Raw genomic sequence first — 14,394 nt, 5'->3', positions numbered from 1 at the left:
GGCCTCTGGTCGGCTCGCACGAAAAAGACGCAGTACGGTCACGGCCGGCCGCGTCATTGATCTGGTCTTGATTTACGCAGGTATCAGCCCATTTCGAGCTACTGCCATGCGTCGCCTTGGCATTCGTGGCGTATGGGTAGCCTTCATAGGATTTCCAGCCAGACTGGAAAGTTCCCGGAAGATCGCCGTTGCGTGACAAGCGCCATTGGAAATCAGGCACCCGGGGCTGCTATAAAGGCAACCCGGCAACGTTTTCACGATAGTTTCACAATGCCATCTGCGCATCGCTATTGTGCCGTTCCCCTCCCCTAGATTACTAGTGCCCCGACATGAGCAAACAATTCCAATACGATGTCCTGGTGATCGGCAGTGGGGCTGCAGGCCTCAGCCTGGCACTCAACCTTCCGGATCACCTGCGCATCGCTGTGCTGAGCAAGGGCGACCTGGCCAATGGCTCGACCTTTTGGGCCCAGGGCGGCGTTGCCGCCGTGCTTGACGACACCGACACTGTGCAGTCGCATGTCGAGGACACCCTCAATGCCGGCGGCGGCCTGTGCTCGGAAGACGCGGTGCGGTTTACCGTAGAGCACAGCCGCGAAGCGATCGAGTGGCTGATCGAACAAGGCGTGCCATTTACCCGCGACGAACACCCACCGGGTGATGAGCGCAGCTTCGAATTTCACCTGACCCGCGAAGGCGGCCACAGCCACCGGCGTATCATTCACGCGGCCGACGCTACCGGAGCGGCGATCTTTACCACCCTGCTGCAGCGCGCCCGGCAACGGTCCAACATCGCCCTGCTGGAGCAGCGTGTCGCCGTCGACCTGATCACCGAGCGCCGCTTGGGCCTGGACGGCGAGCGCTGCCTCGGCGCATACGTACTGGACCGCAACAGCGGCGAGGTGGATACCTTTGGCGCACGCTTCACCGTGCTGGCAACCGGCGGTGCAGCCAAGGTCTACCTCTATACCAGCAACCCCGACGGCGCCTGCGGCGACGGCATTGCCATGGCCTGGCGCGCGGGCTGCCGGGTCGCCAACCTTGAATTCAACCAGTTTCACCCGACCTGCCTGTACCACCCGCAGGCCAAGAGCTTCCTGGTTACCGAGGCCCTGCGCGGCGAGGGCGCCCTGCTCCGCCTGCCCAATGGTGAGCGCTTCATGCCGCGCTTTGACCCACGCGAAGAGCTGGCACCACGGGATATCGTCGCGCGCGCTATCGACCACGAAATGAAGCGCCTGGGTGTGGACTGCGTTTATCTGGACATCACCCACAAGCCAGCCGAGTTCATCAAAAGCCACTTCCCGACCGTCTACGAGCGCTGCCTGACCTTCGGCATCGACATCACTCGCCAGCCGATTCCGGTGGTCCCTGCTGCGCACTACACCTGCGGCGGGGTGATGGTCGACGATCGCGGTCACACCGACGTGCCCGGCTTGTATGCCATTGGCGAGACCAGCTTCACTGGCCTGCACGGCGCCAACCGGATGGCCAGCAACTCGCTGCTGGAGTGCTTTGTTTATGGCCGCTCGGCGGCTGCCGACATCGAAGCGAGCCTGGACCGGGTTGAAATGCCGCAGGCGTTGCCTTGCTGGGATGCCAGCCAGGTTACCGATTCGGACGAAGACGTGATCATTGCGCACAACTGGGACGAACTGCGGCGCTTCATGTGGGACTACGTTGGCATCGTGCGCACCAGCAAGCGCCTGCAACGGGCTGAACACCGCGTGCGCCTGCTGCTGGATGAGATCGACGAGTTCTACAGCAACTACAAGGTCAGCCGCGACTTGATCGAGCTGCGCAATCTGGCCCAGGTCGCCGAATTGATGATTCGCTCGGCGATGCAGCGCAAGGAAAGCCGCGGCCTGCACTACACCCTAGACTATCCGGCGATGCTGCCCGAAGCGCGCGATACCATCCTCAGCCCGCTCTGAGCGGGCTCAGGAAGGCTGCGCCCAGCGCCTGCGACTGAACTTCAAACGCAGGCGCAGGCGCCGGTGTTGCTCCAGCGCCAGTGCGTCAGGACAAACGCACTGACTTTCGCTGAGGCGCCGCCCCGCTCGCACGAAACGCAATATCACCAGCCCCGGCAGGGCCATGCTGTCCGGCAGCAGGCGCACCGCCTGCCAGCCCTGGCTGCGGCTGTACAGCTGCCAGCCTTGGCTGTCGCGGCGCAGGCCGGTGATGGCGTCAGGATGAGTAAGCAGGATGCGTCGGGGAATGACCCAACAGGCGTGGCCCAGGCAGCCAGCGACGAGTGGCAGCAGCCACCAGCGCGGCTCGCTCAGGCACAGCGCCAGCAATGCCAGCGCCAGACTCGCCAGATAGGCCGTCAGCAGCCGGCGTGAGCCCTGCCAACGACACTGGAACTGCTCACTTGGGCTGGACACGGTCCAGAATGATCCGAACCATGCGCTGCAGCTCAGGGTCTTCAGACTCGCTGCGCTCCATGAACCAGCCGAACATGTCCTGGTCTTCACAAGCCAGCAAGCGCACGTAAAGCTCGCGGTCCGCTTCGTTCAGGGTGGCGTAGACTTCCTGGGTGAAGGGCACCAGCAGCACGTCGAGCTCCAGCATGCCGCGGCGGCTGTGCCAGAAAAGCCGGTTGATTTCAGTTTGTTCGACCATGGGACCCTCCTCGAATGGGCGGCGAGTATACCGCGCCAGGCAGACAGCGGCACAAGGCGTTGGTCTAGTCACCTACCTATTTTGTTACCAGCGTTCTATGATGGCTACCAGTCTCAAGCAACCGCGATGACCCATGGCCGACTCTGCTTTCTATTGCCCCCTTGCCCACGAGGGCATCCTCGCCGTTCGCGGCTCCGACGCTGGCAAGTTCCTGCAAGGCCAGCTGACCTGTAACCTCAACTACCTAAGCCAGGAGCAATCGAGCCTCGGCGCGCGCTGCATGGTCAAAGGCCGTATGCAGTCGAGCTTCCGCATCGTGCCCGAAGGCAACGGCCTGCTGCTGGCCATGGCCAGCGGCCTGATCGACGCGCAGCTGGCCGACCTGAAAAAATACGCGGTCTTTTCCAAAGCTACGCTGACCGACGAAAGCGCCAACTGGGTCCGCTTTGGGCTGGAGCACGCCGAGCAGGCCTTGCTCGCACTTGGCCTGGATGTGCCCGCTGCAGATGGCGCAACGGTCCGTGAACAGGGCCTGATCGCTATCCGCGTTTCGCCCGGCCGCGTTGAACTGTGGGTCCCGGCTGAACAGGCCAGCAAGGTGCAGCAGGAACTCGCTGCTACGCTCAGCGAAGGCAGCCTCAACGACTGGCTGCTGGGCCAGATCCGCGCCGGTATTGGCCAGGTTTTCGAGCAGACCCGTGAACTGTTCATTCCGCAGATGATCAATCTGCAGGCAGTGGGCGGCGTGAGTTTCAAGAAAGGCTGTTACACCGGCCAGGAAATCGTCGCGCGCATGCAGTACCTGGGCAAGCTCAAACGCCGTCAGTACCGCCTTGCGTTGGCCGCTACGGATGTGCCTGCGCCGGGCAGCCAGATCTTTTCGCCCACACACGGCTCTTCGGTTGGCGAAGTGGTGCTGGCAGCTGCCAGCAAACAAGGCTGCGAATTGCTGGCGGTGCTCAGCGCCGACGCAGTAGAAGATGACAATCTGCACCTGCTCAGCCTCGAAGGCCCACGTCTGACCTTGCTGAGCCTGCCTTACGAACTGGACCGCGACCGGGAAATCCAGCGCTGACCAGCCTGCCCCGCACAGTGCGGGGCTGCCACACTGCGGTAGAGAAACTCAATGAACAGACTGGCCGAGATGGTCCAGGCGCAATTACTCACTGCCATCGCCAATGACGACCTGGTCCTGCCGACTTTGCCGGAAGTGGCTCTGAGCATCCGCGAGGCTGCTGAAGACAGCGAGATCAGCGTCTCGGCACTGAGCCGGGTGATCGGCCGCGATGCCGCGCTATCTGCGCGCTTGATCAAGGTGGTCAACAGCCCCCTGCTGCGCGCCGCCGTCGAAGTCACCGATCTGCACACAGCGATTACCCGGCTGGGCATCAACTACAGCTGCAACCTGTCGATCGGGCTGGTGATCGAGCAGATCTTCCATGCCCGCTCGCCTGCCGTGGAGCAAAAGTTGCGCGATATCTGGGCCACCAGCCTCGAAGTTGCCGGCATCAGCTATGAACTGTGCCGCCGCTACACCGACCTCAAGCCCGATCAGGCGACCCTCGGTGGCCTGGTCCATCAGATCGGCGCGCTGCCGGTGCTGATCTATGCCGAAGAGCACAACGAGTTGCTGTCCGACCCGGTCTGCCTGAACTATGTGATCGAGCAGATCCAGCCGGTCCTCGGCGACAAGATCCTCAGTGACTGGGAGTTCCCCGAGCAACTGGTCAAACTGCCTGGGCAAATCCAGGACCTGGATCGGCGCACCGACAAGGTCGATTACATAGACGTGGTGCAAATCGCCCGCTGCCTGAGCCAGCGCGGCCGCAGCCGGCCACTGGCGGCACTGCCCGCCTATCAGCATCTGCGCTTGCCGCAGGGCACGGAGCTGGATGTTGCCGAGCTGCTTGAAGCGCGGAGCATGTTGCGCTGATAGGACCAAGACAGCCGGGGCCGCTACGCGCCCCAATCGCGACACAAGGCCGCTCCTACAGTGACCGCGTACGTTGCGGGTTGCGCGGTTCTGTAGGAGCGGCCTTGTGTCGCGATTGGGCCGCAAAGCGGCCCCGGCAATCCAGAGCCGACAATCCGTTTACCCGACCAGCCGCTAGTCAGCAATAAAGCTAACCCTAACCCTCAGCCCGCCATTCTCACCGTCATGCAAACTGATCTGGGCCAGATGCGCCCGACAGATCTCCCCGACAATCGCCAAGCCCAGCCCACTGCCCTGCGCACTACGCCGGTAAAAGCGCTCGAACACCCGCTCCCGCTCAGCTTCAGGAATGCCCGGGCCATCATCTTCAACCTCAAGCACCGCCGGCGCCAGCACACGCAAGATCACATTGCCGCCAACCGGCGTATGCGCCAGCGCGTTATCGATCAGGTTGCTGAGCAGCTCGTTGAGCAAGGTCGGCTCGCCTTTGAGCCACACCGGTGACTCAGCTTCCAGCGCCAGCGATACACCACGGGCATGCGCCAACGGCGCCATGGCCATCCCCAACTCCCGGCTCAGCTGGCTCAGATCAAGCCGCTGCGCGCCACCCTCGGCAATCGCCCGCGCGCCGTTTTCAACCCGCGCCAACGAAAGCAACTGGTTGGCCAAATGGGTCAGCCGGTCAGTGCCCTGGGCAGCCGACTCAAGGGTCTGACGCCATTCCTGCGGATCCTGCGAGCGCAGGCCCAACTCGACCCGCGCCTTGAGCGCTGCCAGCGGCGTACGCAGCTCGTGCGCGGCATCGGCGATGAACTGCGCCTGGCGCTCGAACTGCGCACGCAGCCGCTCGGTAAAGTGATTGAGCGCGCGTACCAACGGCCCCAGCTCATGTTGCACCTGCACTGTTGGCAAGGCACGCAGGTCGTCCGGCTGGCGCTCCTCTACCGCACTGCGCAAGCGCTCAAGCGGACGCAGCGCTGCACTGACGGCAAACCAGACCATGACCAGCGCACCCAGCGCCAGCATGCCAAGCCGCAACAGGGTATCGGCCATCAGCCCGCGGGCCATGCTCACCCGTGCTTCCTCGGTCTCGGCCACGCGAATCTCGGCCATGCCGTTCATGTTCGGCTCGCTGACCGCCTTGAGCAGGCTGACCACACGCACATCCTGGCCCAGGTAAGAGGCGTTGTAGAAACGCGCCAAGGCCGGATAGTCGTCAGTGCGAGGCGTGCCGGGCGGTGGTGGTGGCAGCTTTTCGTAGCCCGAGATCAAGCGCTGGTTGATGTCCAGCACCTGGTAGTAGATGCGCCCGGCACTGTCGTAGGCGAAGGTGTCCAGCGCCACATAGGGCACATCGGCACTCAGGGTGCCGTCGCGCTGGGACAAGCCCGCAGCAATCGTCCGCGCCGACGCCAGCAGGGTACGGTCATAGGCAGTGTCGGCGGCTTCGCGGCCGTTCCAGTAGGCGCTCAGGCCGCTGGCCAGCATCAGCACCACCAGCAGCAACGCAAGATTGCCCAGCAGCCGCCCGCGCAGGCTGGCGCCATCACGCATCACGATGCTCCAGCAGGTAGCCAAGCCCGCGGAAGGTGACGATGGCAACCGCATGACCGTCGAGTTTCTTGCGCAGCCGGTGCACGTAGATTTCGATGGCATCAGGGCTGGCTTCTTCGTCGAGGCCAAACACCTGGGCCGCCAGTTGCTCCTTGCTCATCACTCGCCCGGGCCGGGCAATCATCGCCTGCAGCACACTTTGCTCGCGAGAGGTCAGGGTCAGGTGCTCGTCACCCAGGCTGAAACGACGGGTGTCGAGGTCGTAGACCAGCGGACCACAGCGCTGCTGGCGTTCGCCACCGAGCACACTGCGCCGCAGCAGGGCCTTGACCCGCGCCTCCAGCTCGGTCAGTTCGAATGGCTTGGCCAGGTAATCGTCGGCACCCAGATTGAGCCCGTGCACACGATCCTTGACGTCACTGCGGGCAGTCAGCATCAACACCGGCAGTGTCTTGCCGCGGCCGCGCAGCCGCGCCAGCACTTCAAAACCGTCCATCCGCGGCAGGCCGACATCAAGCACCGCCACCGCGTATTCCTCACTGGTCAACGCCAGATCAGCGGCGATGCCGTCGTGCAGCACGTCCACAGTCAGGCCCTGACTCTTGAGCGCCTGAGCCACGCTTTCGGCCAGTTGCAGGTGATCTTCAACCAGCAGCACTCGCATCGGTTTCTCCCTTCGGTGAGGTGGGGGGCGCGTTAGTTGGCGCGGAGTGTACCGCCGTCGGCACACCTGTGAAGCCCCAATATGACAAACCTTTCATGTTGAAAGGTTAGCGAAAGGTTGGCGGCCTAGCATCGGATCAAGGATGCCCCGAGCGTCCACAAGCACCAGCAAGGTGCAGACCAATAAAAACAATAAACGGAGTCACTCGACGATGCTGTCATCACAGCCGCAGGCGTTCGCGCCTACCCGTTCCATTCGTCCTCGCCCCACTGCCATTGCCAGCGCCCTTGCGCTCGCCGGTATCGCGCCTGTCAGCCAGGCAGCCTTCTTCGAAGACAGCAGCGCCACCTTCGAAACCCGCAACATGTACTTCAACCGTGATTTTCGTGACGGCACCAGCAGCCAGCAGTCCAAACGTGACGAGTGGGCGCAGGGCTTCATGCTCAATTTCGAATCCGGGTACACCGAGGGCACTGTCGGCTTTGGCCTGGACGCACTGGGCATGGTCGGGATCAAGCTCGACTCCAGCGAAGACCGCACCGGCACCGGGCTGTTGCCGACCCATGACGACGGCAAGGCCGCCGACGAGTACTCCAAGCTGGGCCTGACCGGCAAGGTCAAGATCTCCAAGACCGAGCTCAAAGTTGGCTCGCTGATCCCTGAACTGCCGACCCTGCAGCCCAACGATGGGCGGATCCTGCCGCAGACCTTTCAGGGCGGCCTGCTGACCTCCAACGACATCAGCAACCTGACCGTTACCGCCGGGCGCCTGGAAAAAGCCAAGGACCGCAACGATACCAATTGGGAAGACATCGCCCTCAACAACAAGAACGGCCGTTTCGGCGGGACCTTTGCCGCCGACAACTATGACCTGGCCGGCCTTGACTACAAATTCACCGACCGCATCACCGGCAGCTACCACGTTGCCCAGCTCGACGACATCTACCGTCAGCACTTCGTTGGCATGGTCGCAACCCAGCCGTGGGGCCCGGGCACCTTCGGCGCCGACCTGCGCCTGGCGATCAGTGACGACCAGGGCCAGGCCCGCGCCGGCAAGATCGACAACACCACCGCCAACGGCATGCTCAGTTACGCCCTCGATGGCCACAAGCTCAGCGGCGCTTATCAGCACGTCTCGGGCGACAGCGCCTTCCCCTACGTCGATGGCGCCGACCCGTACCTGGTCAACTTCGTCCAGATCAACGACTTTGCCGGTGCCGACGAGCACTCCTGGCAGCTGCGTTACGACTACAACTTCGCTTCCCTGGGCATTCCCGGCCTGACCTTCATGACCCGCTACCTCAGTGGCGACAACGTCAGCCGCGCCGATGGCAGCGAAGGCAAGGAGTGGGAGCGCAACACCGAGTTCAAATACGTAGTCCAGACCGGGCCGTTGAAAAACGTCGCGGTGCGTCTGCGTAACGCCACCTTCCGCTCGAATTTTGCCCGCGACGCCGACGAAGTGCGGCTGCTGGTGAGCTACAGCGTGGCCCTGTGGTAACCCATAACAACAATACTTACGGAGATAGACGATGAACTTTTCCCTGCGCCGCCTCGTCCTCGCTACCGGTTGCCTGCTGTTGGCCGGTCAAGCACTGGCTGCTGAACCGAAACGCCCTGAATGTATCGCTCCGGCTTCGCCCGGCGGCGGCTTCGACCTGACCTGCAAGCTGGTGCAAAGCGCCCTGGTCAACGAGAAGATCCTCAGCAAACCGATGCGCGTTACCTATATGCCTGGCGGCGTCGGTGCGGTTGCCTACAACGCCGTGGTCGCCCAGCGCCCAGGCGATGCCGGCACCCTGGTGGCCTGGTCCAGTGGTTCGCTGCTGAACCTGGCCCAGGGCAAGTTCGGTCGTTTCGATGAAAACGCAGTGAAGTGGCTGGCCGCCGTGGGCACCAGCTACGGCGCCATCGCGGTGAACAAGGACTCGCCTTACCAAAACCTGGCTGACCTGGTAGCCGCACTGAAAAAAGACCCAAGCAAAGTGGTGATCGGCTCCGGCGGCACCGTCGGCAGCCAGGACTGGATGCAGACCGCGCTGATCGCCAAGGCCGCCGGGATCAACCCGCGTGACCTGCGCTACGTTGCCCTGGAAGGCGGCGGCGAAATCGCCACGGCATTGCTCGGCGGCCACATTCAGGTTGGCTCCACCGATATCTCCGACTCCATGCCGCACATTCAGAGCGGCAACATGCGCATCCTCGCCGTGTTCGCCGAGAACCGTCTCGACGAGCCGGAAATGAAGGACATCCCGACGGCCAAGGAACAGGGCTACGACATCGTCTGGCCAGTGGTACGTGGCTTCTACCTGGGGCCAAAAGTCAGCGACGAGGACTACGCCTGGTGGAAAGAAGCGTTCGACAAGCTGCTGACCTCCGAGGATTTCGCCAAGCTGCGTGACCAGCGCGAGCTGTTCCCGTTCGCCCTGACCGGGCCGGAGCTGGACGCCTACGTCAAGAAGCAGGTTGCCGACTACAAGACCCTGGCCCGGGAATTCGGCCTGATTCAGTAACACCCTACAGCTGCAGCACCTGTTGAAGCAGGTCAGCCCGCGCAGGCATCGGTGTAAAAACCAACGCCTGCGCGGGTAGAACCGCTCCCGCAAAACTGCAGCAAGGCAGCCCTCTCGAGGATTTCTCCATGATCCTGCAACGCATTTTTGCCCTGATCCTGCTGGCGGTGTGTGCCGTCCTGGCAGTGATGGCCTGGCCCTACCAGGCCGCGTTTTCCTACGAACCGGTGGGCCCGCGCGCCTTCCCGTTGTTGATGCTTGGCCTGATGGGCCTGGCCTTGCTGTACCTGGCGATTCGGCCGACGCCGATCGTGCATAAAGAGGATGAGCCGCCGCTGGATCGCCCGACCCTGATCAAGATTGCGATCTGCACCGGTTTGCTGATCCTGTTCGCCGCCACCTTCGAGAGCCTGGGCTTCATCGTCAGTGCGGTATTGATCGGCGTGCCGATGGCGCGCCTGTATGGCGGCCGCTGGCTGCACAGCGCAGTGGTAGTGGTGGCGATGAGCGTGCTGCTGTACTGGCTGTTCGATCGCGTGATGGACGTACCCCTGCCCCTTGGCCTGCTTGACGTGCTGGAGAACTGACAGATGGATACTTTAGGCTATCTCAGCCAGGGCTTCGGCGTCGCCTTGAGCCCGTACAACCTGGTTACCGCCCTGTGCGGCACCCTGATCGGCACCGTAGTCGGCCTGCTGCCGGGCCTGGGCCCGATCAACGGCGTGGCGTTGCTGATCCCGATCGCCTTTGCCCTGGGGCTGCCGCCTGAATCTGCCTTGATTCTGCTGGCCGCGGTGTACCTGGGTTGCGAATACGGCGGCCGGATCAGCTCGATCCTGCTCAACATCCCGGGCGAAGCTTCGACCGTGATGACCACCCTCGACGGTTACCCAATGGCTCGCCAGGGTCTGGCTGGGGTCGCGCTGTCGCTGTCGGCGTGGAGCTCGTTCATCGGTGCCTTCATCGCCACCTGCGGCATGGTCCTGTTCGCGCCGTTGCTGGCGAAGTGGGCGATTGCCTTCGGACCCGCTGAATACTTCGTGCTGATGGTGTTCGCCATTGTCTGCCTGGGCGGTATGGCCGGCGACAAGCCACTGAAGACGTTTATCGCGGCGTTGATCGGCCTGTTCCTGTCGGCAGTTGGTATCGATGCCAACAGCGGCGTGTACCGCTTCACCGGCGACAGCGTGCACATGGCTGACGGCATTCAGTTCGTGGTGCTGGTGCTGGGCCTGTTCTCGATCAGCGAGATCCTCCTGCTGCTGGAGAAAACCCATCATGGCCACCAGGCGGTAAAAGCCACCGGGCGCATGCTGTTCAACTTCAAGGAAGCGGCTTCGGTATTCGCGGTGAACATCCGTTGCGGCCTGCTCGGTTTCATCATGGGCGTACTGCCCGGCGCCGGCGCAACTCTAGCCAGCGCGGTTGCCTACATGACCGAGAAGAAAATCGCTGGCACCAGCGGCAAGTTCGGCAAGGGCGATGCACGTGGCCTGGCAGCACCGGAAACCGCCATCGGCGCTTCCTGCTGTGGTGCACTGGTGCCGATGCTGACCCTCGGCGTACCCGGTTCGGGCACCACTGCGGTCATGATCGGTGCACTGACCCTGTACAACATCACCCCAGGGCCGATGCTGTTCGAACAGCAACCCGACATCGTCTGGGGCCTGATCGCCTCGTTGTTCATCGCCAACATCATGCTGGTGATCCTCAACATCCCGATGATCCGCATCTTCACCCGCATCCTCGCCGTGCCGAACTGGGCGCTGGTGCCGGTGATCGCCATCATCACCGCAATCGGCGTGTACGCCGTGCATGCGACCACCTTCGACCTGTTCCTGATGGTCGGTATCGGCATCATGGGTTACATCCTGCGCAAGCTGGACTTCCCGCTGTCGCCGATCCTGCTCGGGTTCATCCTCGGTGGGCTGATGGAGCAGAACCTGCGTCGCGCCTTGTCCATCTCCAACGGTGAGCTGGGCATTCTCTACTCGAGCCCGATCAGCATGAGCGTGTGGGGCCTGACCATCTGCATGCTGTGCCTGCCGCTGCTGCGCATCTGGCGCCGCCGCAGCCTGCAACGTCGGGCTGTTGCGGATGCCTGATCGATCGTTGCCGCTGTTCTGGGCAACCGGGCTGGTCGGTCTTGCTGGCGGATTTCTCGCCAGCAAGGTCGGCTGGCCTTTGCCGTGGATGGTCGGCTCGCTGCTGGCGATCATCCTGGTACGTTGCCTGACCCCCTGGCAGTTGCCGGAAATCCCCAACGGCCGTAAATGCGGCCAGTGGATCATCGGCGTTGGTATCGGCCTGCACTTCACCCCGGCGATCATCGAACAGGTGTCCGGGCACTTCGGCCTGATTCTGTTCGGGGCGCTGTTCACCACCGCCTCCAGCGTCATCAGTGTGTGGCTGCTACGGCGCACTGGGGAAGACCGCGCGACTGCGTTTTTTGCCAGCATGCCGGGCGGCTCCGGTGAGATGGTCAACCTCGGTGCGCGCAATGGCGCGGTGCTCAGCCAGGTTGCTGCGGCGCAGAGCTTGCGTGTGTTGGCGGTGGTACTGTGCGTCCCTGCCCTGTTCAAGCTGCTGCTCGGTGATGGCGTGCCGGTCAGCCATGCCAGCAGTGTCGATTGGGGCTGGCTGGCGTTGATCACGCCGATGGCGGTGTTGGTCGGGTATGGCTGGCAACGGTTGCGCCAACCCAATCCATGGCTGTTCGGGCCATTGTTGGTGGCGGCAACGGTAAGCCTGGCGGCTGATTTGCAGATCACCCTGCCGGATGGCGCCAGCCAGATGGGCCAGTGGTTGATCGGCAGTGGCCTTGCCTGTCACTTCAACCGGGCGTTCTTCCGCCGCGCGCCGTCGTTTCTGGGCCGCACCTTGCTGGCTACCGCCTTGAGCATGGTGATTGCAGCACTTGCGGCGTGGGGCTTGAGCAACCTGAGCCAGCTGGACTTGCGTTCGCTGACGTTGGGCATGATGCCTGGGGGGATCGCCGAGATGAGCCTTACGGCGGAGACCCTGCAGTTGTCGGTACCGTTGGTGACAGCGATGCAGGTGATGCGCTTGCTGTTTGTGCTGTTTTTGGCAGAACCATTGTTTCGGCTGTGGAATGCGCGGGATCAGAACCAGTAAGGGGCGCAGCGCGCGCCCCACTAACGCCCATTCAGGCAGTCACGCAGGCAGCGCCCACTCCACAGGTTTCATGCCGTGCTGCTGCAGGAAGCGGTTGGCATGGCTGAAATGCCCGCAGCCGATAAACCCTCGATAAGCCGACAACGGCGACGGATGCACCGACTTGAGCACCAGGTGCTTGGTGCCGTCGATCAACTTCTGCTTGCTCTGGGCATGTGCGCCCCACAGCAGAAAAACCACATTCGATTGCCGCTCGCTGACCAGCTGGATGATCCGGTCAGTGAACGACTCCCAGCCTTTCTTGGCATGCGATGCGGCATTGCCCCGCTGCACGGTCATGGTCGTGTTGAGCAGCAGCACGCCCTGCTCTGCCCAACTCTGCAGATAGCCATGGGCAGGAATTGGCAGGTTCAGGTCACGCTGCAACTCTTTGTAGATATTCACCAGCGATGGCGGCGTCGGTACGCCTGGCTGGACCGAGAAGCACAGGCCATGCGCCTGACCTGGGCCGTGGTAAGGGTCCTGGCCGAGGATGACCACTTTCACCTGGTCCAGCGGCGTGCTGTTGAGGGCGTTGAAGATCAGCGGTCCCGGCGGATAAATCTCTTTGCCGGCGGCGTACTCCTGGCGCAGGAACTCGCGCAGCTGCTGCATGTAGGGCTGTTCGAACTCGGCGCGCAGCGCTTCCTTCCAGCTGGGCTCAAGCTTGATGCGGTCGTCGTCGGTCATCGGTGTGGTCCTGAAACTGAGGGGCGCGACACTAGGAAAGCTGCCCGAGCTTGTCAATCGATCCGACCGACGACCGGCAGCCTGCAGCAGAGCCGACCATACTGAGCGGATGACCTGTGCGAGGTAGTTCATGGCCGTAACCAGCGAAGTACTAACCGGCGTCGACGGTGCGCGAATCGGCATCGCCACACTGGATGCAGCGAAATCCCTCAACGCGTTGAGCCTGGCGATGATCGAGCAGCTCGAGGCGCTGCTGCGCGAGTGGGCGAGTGATCCTGGTATCGTCTGCGTACTGTTACGCGGTAACGGTGCCAAGGCGTTTTGCGCCGGTGGCGACGTACGTGCGCTGGTCGATCAATGCCGCGCGCAACCGGGCCAGGTGCCGGTATTGGCCAGGCAGTTCTTCGCCGCCGAGTACCGCCTGGACTATGCCCTGCACTGTTATCCAAAGCCATTGCTGTGCTGGGGCCACGGCCACGTGCTGGGCGGAGGCATGGGCCTGCTGCAAGGCGCTGGGGTCCGCCTCGTGACGCCGAGCAGTCGGCTGGCCATGCCGGAGATCAGCATAGGCCTGTACCCGGACGTAGGCGCCAGTTGGTTCCTAAGCCGTCTGCCAGGCAAGCTAGGGTTGTTTCTCGGCCTGACCGGGTCGCCGATCAACGCCCGTGATGCGCTGGACCTGGGCCTGGCCGATCGATTCCTAGGCGAACAACAGCAGGCAGCATTGATTGATGAACTGCTGCAGTTGAACTGGCAGGAGCAAACCGCCTTGCAGTTGAACAGCCTGCTCAAGTGCCAGCAGCACCGCGCCCTTGCAGACCTGCCACAGGCGCAGTGGTTGCCGCGGCGAGCACTGATCGACGAGGTGCTGGATGTGGCAGATCCGGTTGCCGCCTGGCGCGCTATCACCAGCCTGCGCCAGCACAGTGACCCGTTGTTGGCGGCTGCCGGGCAGCGCCTGCACGACGGTTGCCCGCTCAGTGCTCATCTGGTCTGGGCGCAATTGCAGCGAGCACGGCACATGTCGCTGTTGCAGGCGCTGCAGATGGAATATGCGATGAGCCTGAATTGCTGTCGGCATCCTGAATTCAGCGAGGGCGTGCGGGCGCGATTGATTGACAAGGACAACACACCGCGCTGGCACTGGCCGGATGTGGCCCAAGTGCCAGCGGCGGTGGTCGAGGCGCACTTTGCCAAAGCCTGGGAGGGCCGCCATCCGCTGGCCGATCACGTCTAGG

14 protein-coding genes are annotated in these 14,394 nt (G+C 63.0%); 9 read left to right on the top strand and 5 right to left on the bottom strand.

From position 1 onward, the window contains the following. The first annotated feature begins 329 nt into the window (after positions 1-329). A complete protein-coding gene (gene nadB, locus ACQZ2L_RS16120; protein ID WP_430326946.1) occupies positions 330-1,934 on the top strand; it encodes an L-aspartate oxidase in 1,605 nt (534 codons plus the stop codon). 6 nt (positions 1,935-1,940) lie between these two features. On the opposite strand, the gene ACQZ2L_RS16115 is transcribed toward nadB, so the two are convergent. Beyond that, positions 1,941-2,390: a protein YgfX gene (locus ACQZ2L_RS16115; RefSeq protein ID WP_430326945.1), complete on the bottom strand. Its 450-nt coding sequence runs from the start codon at positions 2,388-2,390 to the stop codon at positions 1,941-1,943. Next, on the bottom strand, positions 2,374-2,628 hold the full coding sequence (locus tag ACQZ2L_RS16110; protein ID WP_101321895.1) for a succinate dehydrogenase assembly factor 2: 255 nt from the start codon (positions 2,626-2,628) through the stop codon (positions 2,374-2,376). Before ACQZ2L_RS16110 ends, ACQZ2L_RS16115 begins: the two co-directional genes overlap by 17 nt. Positions 2,629-2,761: 133 nt before the next feature. Here ACQZ2L_RS16110 and ACQZ2L_RS16105 point away from each other — a divergent pair, with 133 nt between their 5' ends. Together ACQZ2L_RS16105 and ACQZ2L_RS16100 are read left to right on the top strand one after the other, a co-directional pair. Next, on the top strand, positions 2,762-3,703 hold the full coding sequence (locus ACQZ2L_RS16105; RefSeq protein ID WP_430326944.1) for a YgfZ/GcvT domain-containing protein: 942 nt from the start codon (positions 2,762-2,764) through the stop codon (positions 3,701-3,703). Between the two features lie 51 nt (positions 3,704-3,754). After that, positions 3,755-4,561, top strand: coding sequence for an HDOD domain-containing protein (locus ACQZ2L_RS16100; protein ID WP_430326943.1), 807 nt, complete (start codon positions 3,755-3,757; stop codon positions 4,559-4,561). Between the two features lie 174 nt (positions 4,562-4,735). Here the strand turns inward: ACQZ2L_RS16100 and ACQZ2L_RS16095 are convergent, their stop codons facing one another. Both ACQZ2L_RS16095 and ACQZ2L_RS16090 read right to left on the bottom strand, forming a co-directional pair. After that, entirely contained in the window at positions 4,736-6,115 is a 1,380-nt protein-coding gene (locus ACQZ2L_RS16095; protein WP_430326942.1) for a sensor histidine kinase, read from the bottom strand. After that, positions 6,108-6,779, bottom strand: a complete 672-nt coding sequence (locus ACQZ2L_RS16090; RefSeq protein ID WP_101321899.1) for a response regulator — start codon at positions 6,777-6,779, stop codon at positions 6,108-6,110. The genes ACQZ2L_RS16095 and ACQZ2L_RS16090 overlap by 8 nt, the downstream gene beginning before the upstream one ends. A 211-nt stretch (positions 6,780-6,990) precedes the next feature. Between ACQZ2L_RS16090 and ACQZ2L_RS16085 the strand changes: the two genes are divergently transcribed. From ACQZ2L_RS16085 to ACQZ2L_RS16065, 5 genes are all read left to right on the top strand, one after another. Next, positions 6,991-8,280, top strand: coding sequence for an OprD family porin (locus ACQZ2L_RS16085; protein ID WP_430326941.1), 1,290 nt, complete (start codon positions 6,991-6,993; stop codon positions 8,278-8,280). Positions 8,281-8,311: 31 nt separating this feature from the next. Next, positions 8,312-9,292 (top strand): Bug family tripartite tricarboxylate transporter substrate binding protein, encoded by a 981-nt coding sequence (locus ACQZ2L_RS16080; protein ID WP_430326940.1) that lies wholly within the window; start codon positions 8,312-8,314, stop codon positions 9,290-9,292. 128 nt (positions 9,293-9,420) lie between these two features. After that, positions 9,421-9,879, top strand: coding sequence for a tripartite tricarboxylate transporter TctB family protein (locus ACQZ2L_RS16075; protein WP_101321902.1), 459 nt, complete (start codon positions 9,421-9,423; stop codon positions 9,877-9,879). A gap of 3 nt (positions 9,880-9,882) precedes the next feature. Beyond that, positions 9,883-11,397, top strand: a complete 1,515-nt coding sequence (locus ACQZ2L_RS16070; RefSeq protein WP_430326939.1) for a tripartite tricarboxylate transporter permease — start codon at positions 9,883-9,885, stop codon at positions 11,395-11,397. Then, complete coding sequence (locus ACQZ2L_RS16065; protein WP_430326938.1) at positions 11,390-12,427, top strand: AbrB family transcriptional regulator; 1,038 nt, start codon at positions 11,390-11,392, stop codon at positions 12,425-12,427. Before ACQZ2L_RS16070 ends, ACQZ2L_RS16065 begins: the two co-directional genes overlap by 8 nt. 39 nt (positions 12,428-12,466) lie before the next feature. On the opposite strand, the gene ung is transcribed toward ACQZ2L_RS16065, so the two are convergent. Beyond that, a complete protein-coding gene (ung, locus tag ACQZ2L_RS16060) occupies positions 12,467-13,156 on the bottom strand; it encodes a uracil-DNA glycosylase (RefSeq protein ID WP_430326937.1) in 690 nt (229 codons plus the stop codon). Positions 13,157-13,286: 130 nt separating this feature from the next. Here ung and ACQZ2L_RS16055 point away from each other — a divergent pair, with 130 nt between their 5' ends. Continuing rightward, positions 13,287-14,393, top strand: a complete 1,107-nt coding sequence (locus ACQZ2L_RS16055; RefSeq protein ID WP_430326936.1) for an enoyl-CoA hydratase/isomerase family protein — start codon at positions 13,287-13,289, stop codon at positions 14,391-14,393. Position 14,394: the final 1 nt, after the last annotated feature.

Origin of the sequence: Pseudomonas shirazensis, from assembly GCF_050496565.1 — a bacterium.
Lineage (GTDB): Bacteria > Pseudomonadota > Gammaproteobacteria > Pseudomonadales > Pseudomonadaceae > Aquipseudomonas > Aquipseudomonas shirazensis_A.
The sequence above is the reverse complement of the archived record's forward strand: the minus strand, read 5'-3'. Positions and strand labels throughout refer to the sequence as shown.

What these genes read in the sequence shown, in the direction of transcription:
- nadB (WP_430326946.1), top strand. Translation starts at nt 330, where the DNA reads ATGAGCAAACAATTCCAATACGATGTCCTGGTGATCGGCAGTGGGGCT.
- ACQZ2L_RS16110 (WP_101321895.1), bottom strand. Translation starts at nt 2,628, where the DNA reads ATGGTCGAACAAACTGAAATCAACCGGCTTTTCTGGCACAGCCGCCGC.
- ACQZ2L_RS16105 (WP_430326944.1), top strand. Translation starts at nt 2,762, where the DNA reads ATGGCCGACTCTGCTTTCTATTGCCCCCTTGCCCACGAGGGCATCCTC.
- ACQZ2L_RS16100 (WP_430326943.1), top strand. Translation starts at nt 3,755, where the DNA reads ATGAACAGACTGGCCGAGATGGTCCAGGCGCAATTACTCACTGCCATC.
- ACQZ2L_RS16095 (WP_430326942.1), bottom strand. Translation starts at nt 6,115, where the DNA reads ATGCGTGATGGCGCCAGCCTGCGCGGGCGGCTGCTGGGCAATCTTGCG.
- ACQZ2L_RS16090 (WP_101321899.1), bottom strand. Translation starts at nt 6,779, where the DNA reads ATGCGAGTGCTGCTGGTTGAAGATCACCTGCAACTGGCCGAAAGCGTG.
- ACQZ2L_RS16085 (WP_430326941.1), top strand. Translation starts at nt 6,991, where the DNA reads ATGCTGTCATCACAGCCGCAGGCGTTCGCGCCTACCCGTTCCATTCGT.
- ACQZ2L_RS16080 (WP_430326940.1), top strand. Translation starts at nt 8,312, where the DNA reads ATGAACTTTTCCCTGCGCCGCCTCGTCCTCGCTACCGGTTGCCTGCTG.
- ACQZ2L_RS16075 (WP_101321902.1), top strand. Translation starts at nt 9,421, where the DNA reads ATGATCCTGCAACGCATTTTTGCCCTGATCCTGCTGGCGGTGTGTGCC.
- ACQZ2L_RS16070 (WP_430326939.1), top strand. Translation starts at nt 9,883, where the DNA reads ATGGATACTTTAGGCTATCTCAGCCAGGGCTTCGGCGTCGCCTTGAGC.
- ACQZ2L_RS16065 (WP_430326938.1), top strand. Translation starts at nt 11,390, where the DNA reads ATGCCTGATCGATCGTTGCCGCTGTTCTGGGCAACCGGGCTGGTCGGT.
- ung (WP_430326937.1), bottom strand. Translation starts at nt 13,156, where the DNA reads ATGACCGACGACGACCGCATCAAGCTTGAGCCCAGCTGGAAGGAAGCG.
- ACQZ2L_RS16055 (WP_430326936.1), top strand. Translation starts at nt 13,287, where the DNA reads ATGGCCGTAACCAGCGAAGTACTAACCGGCGTCGACGGTGCGCGAATC.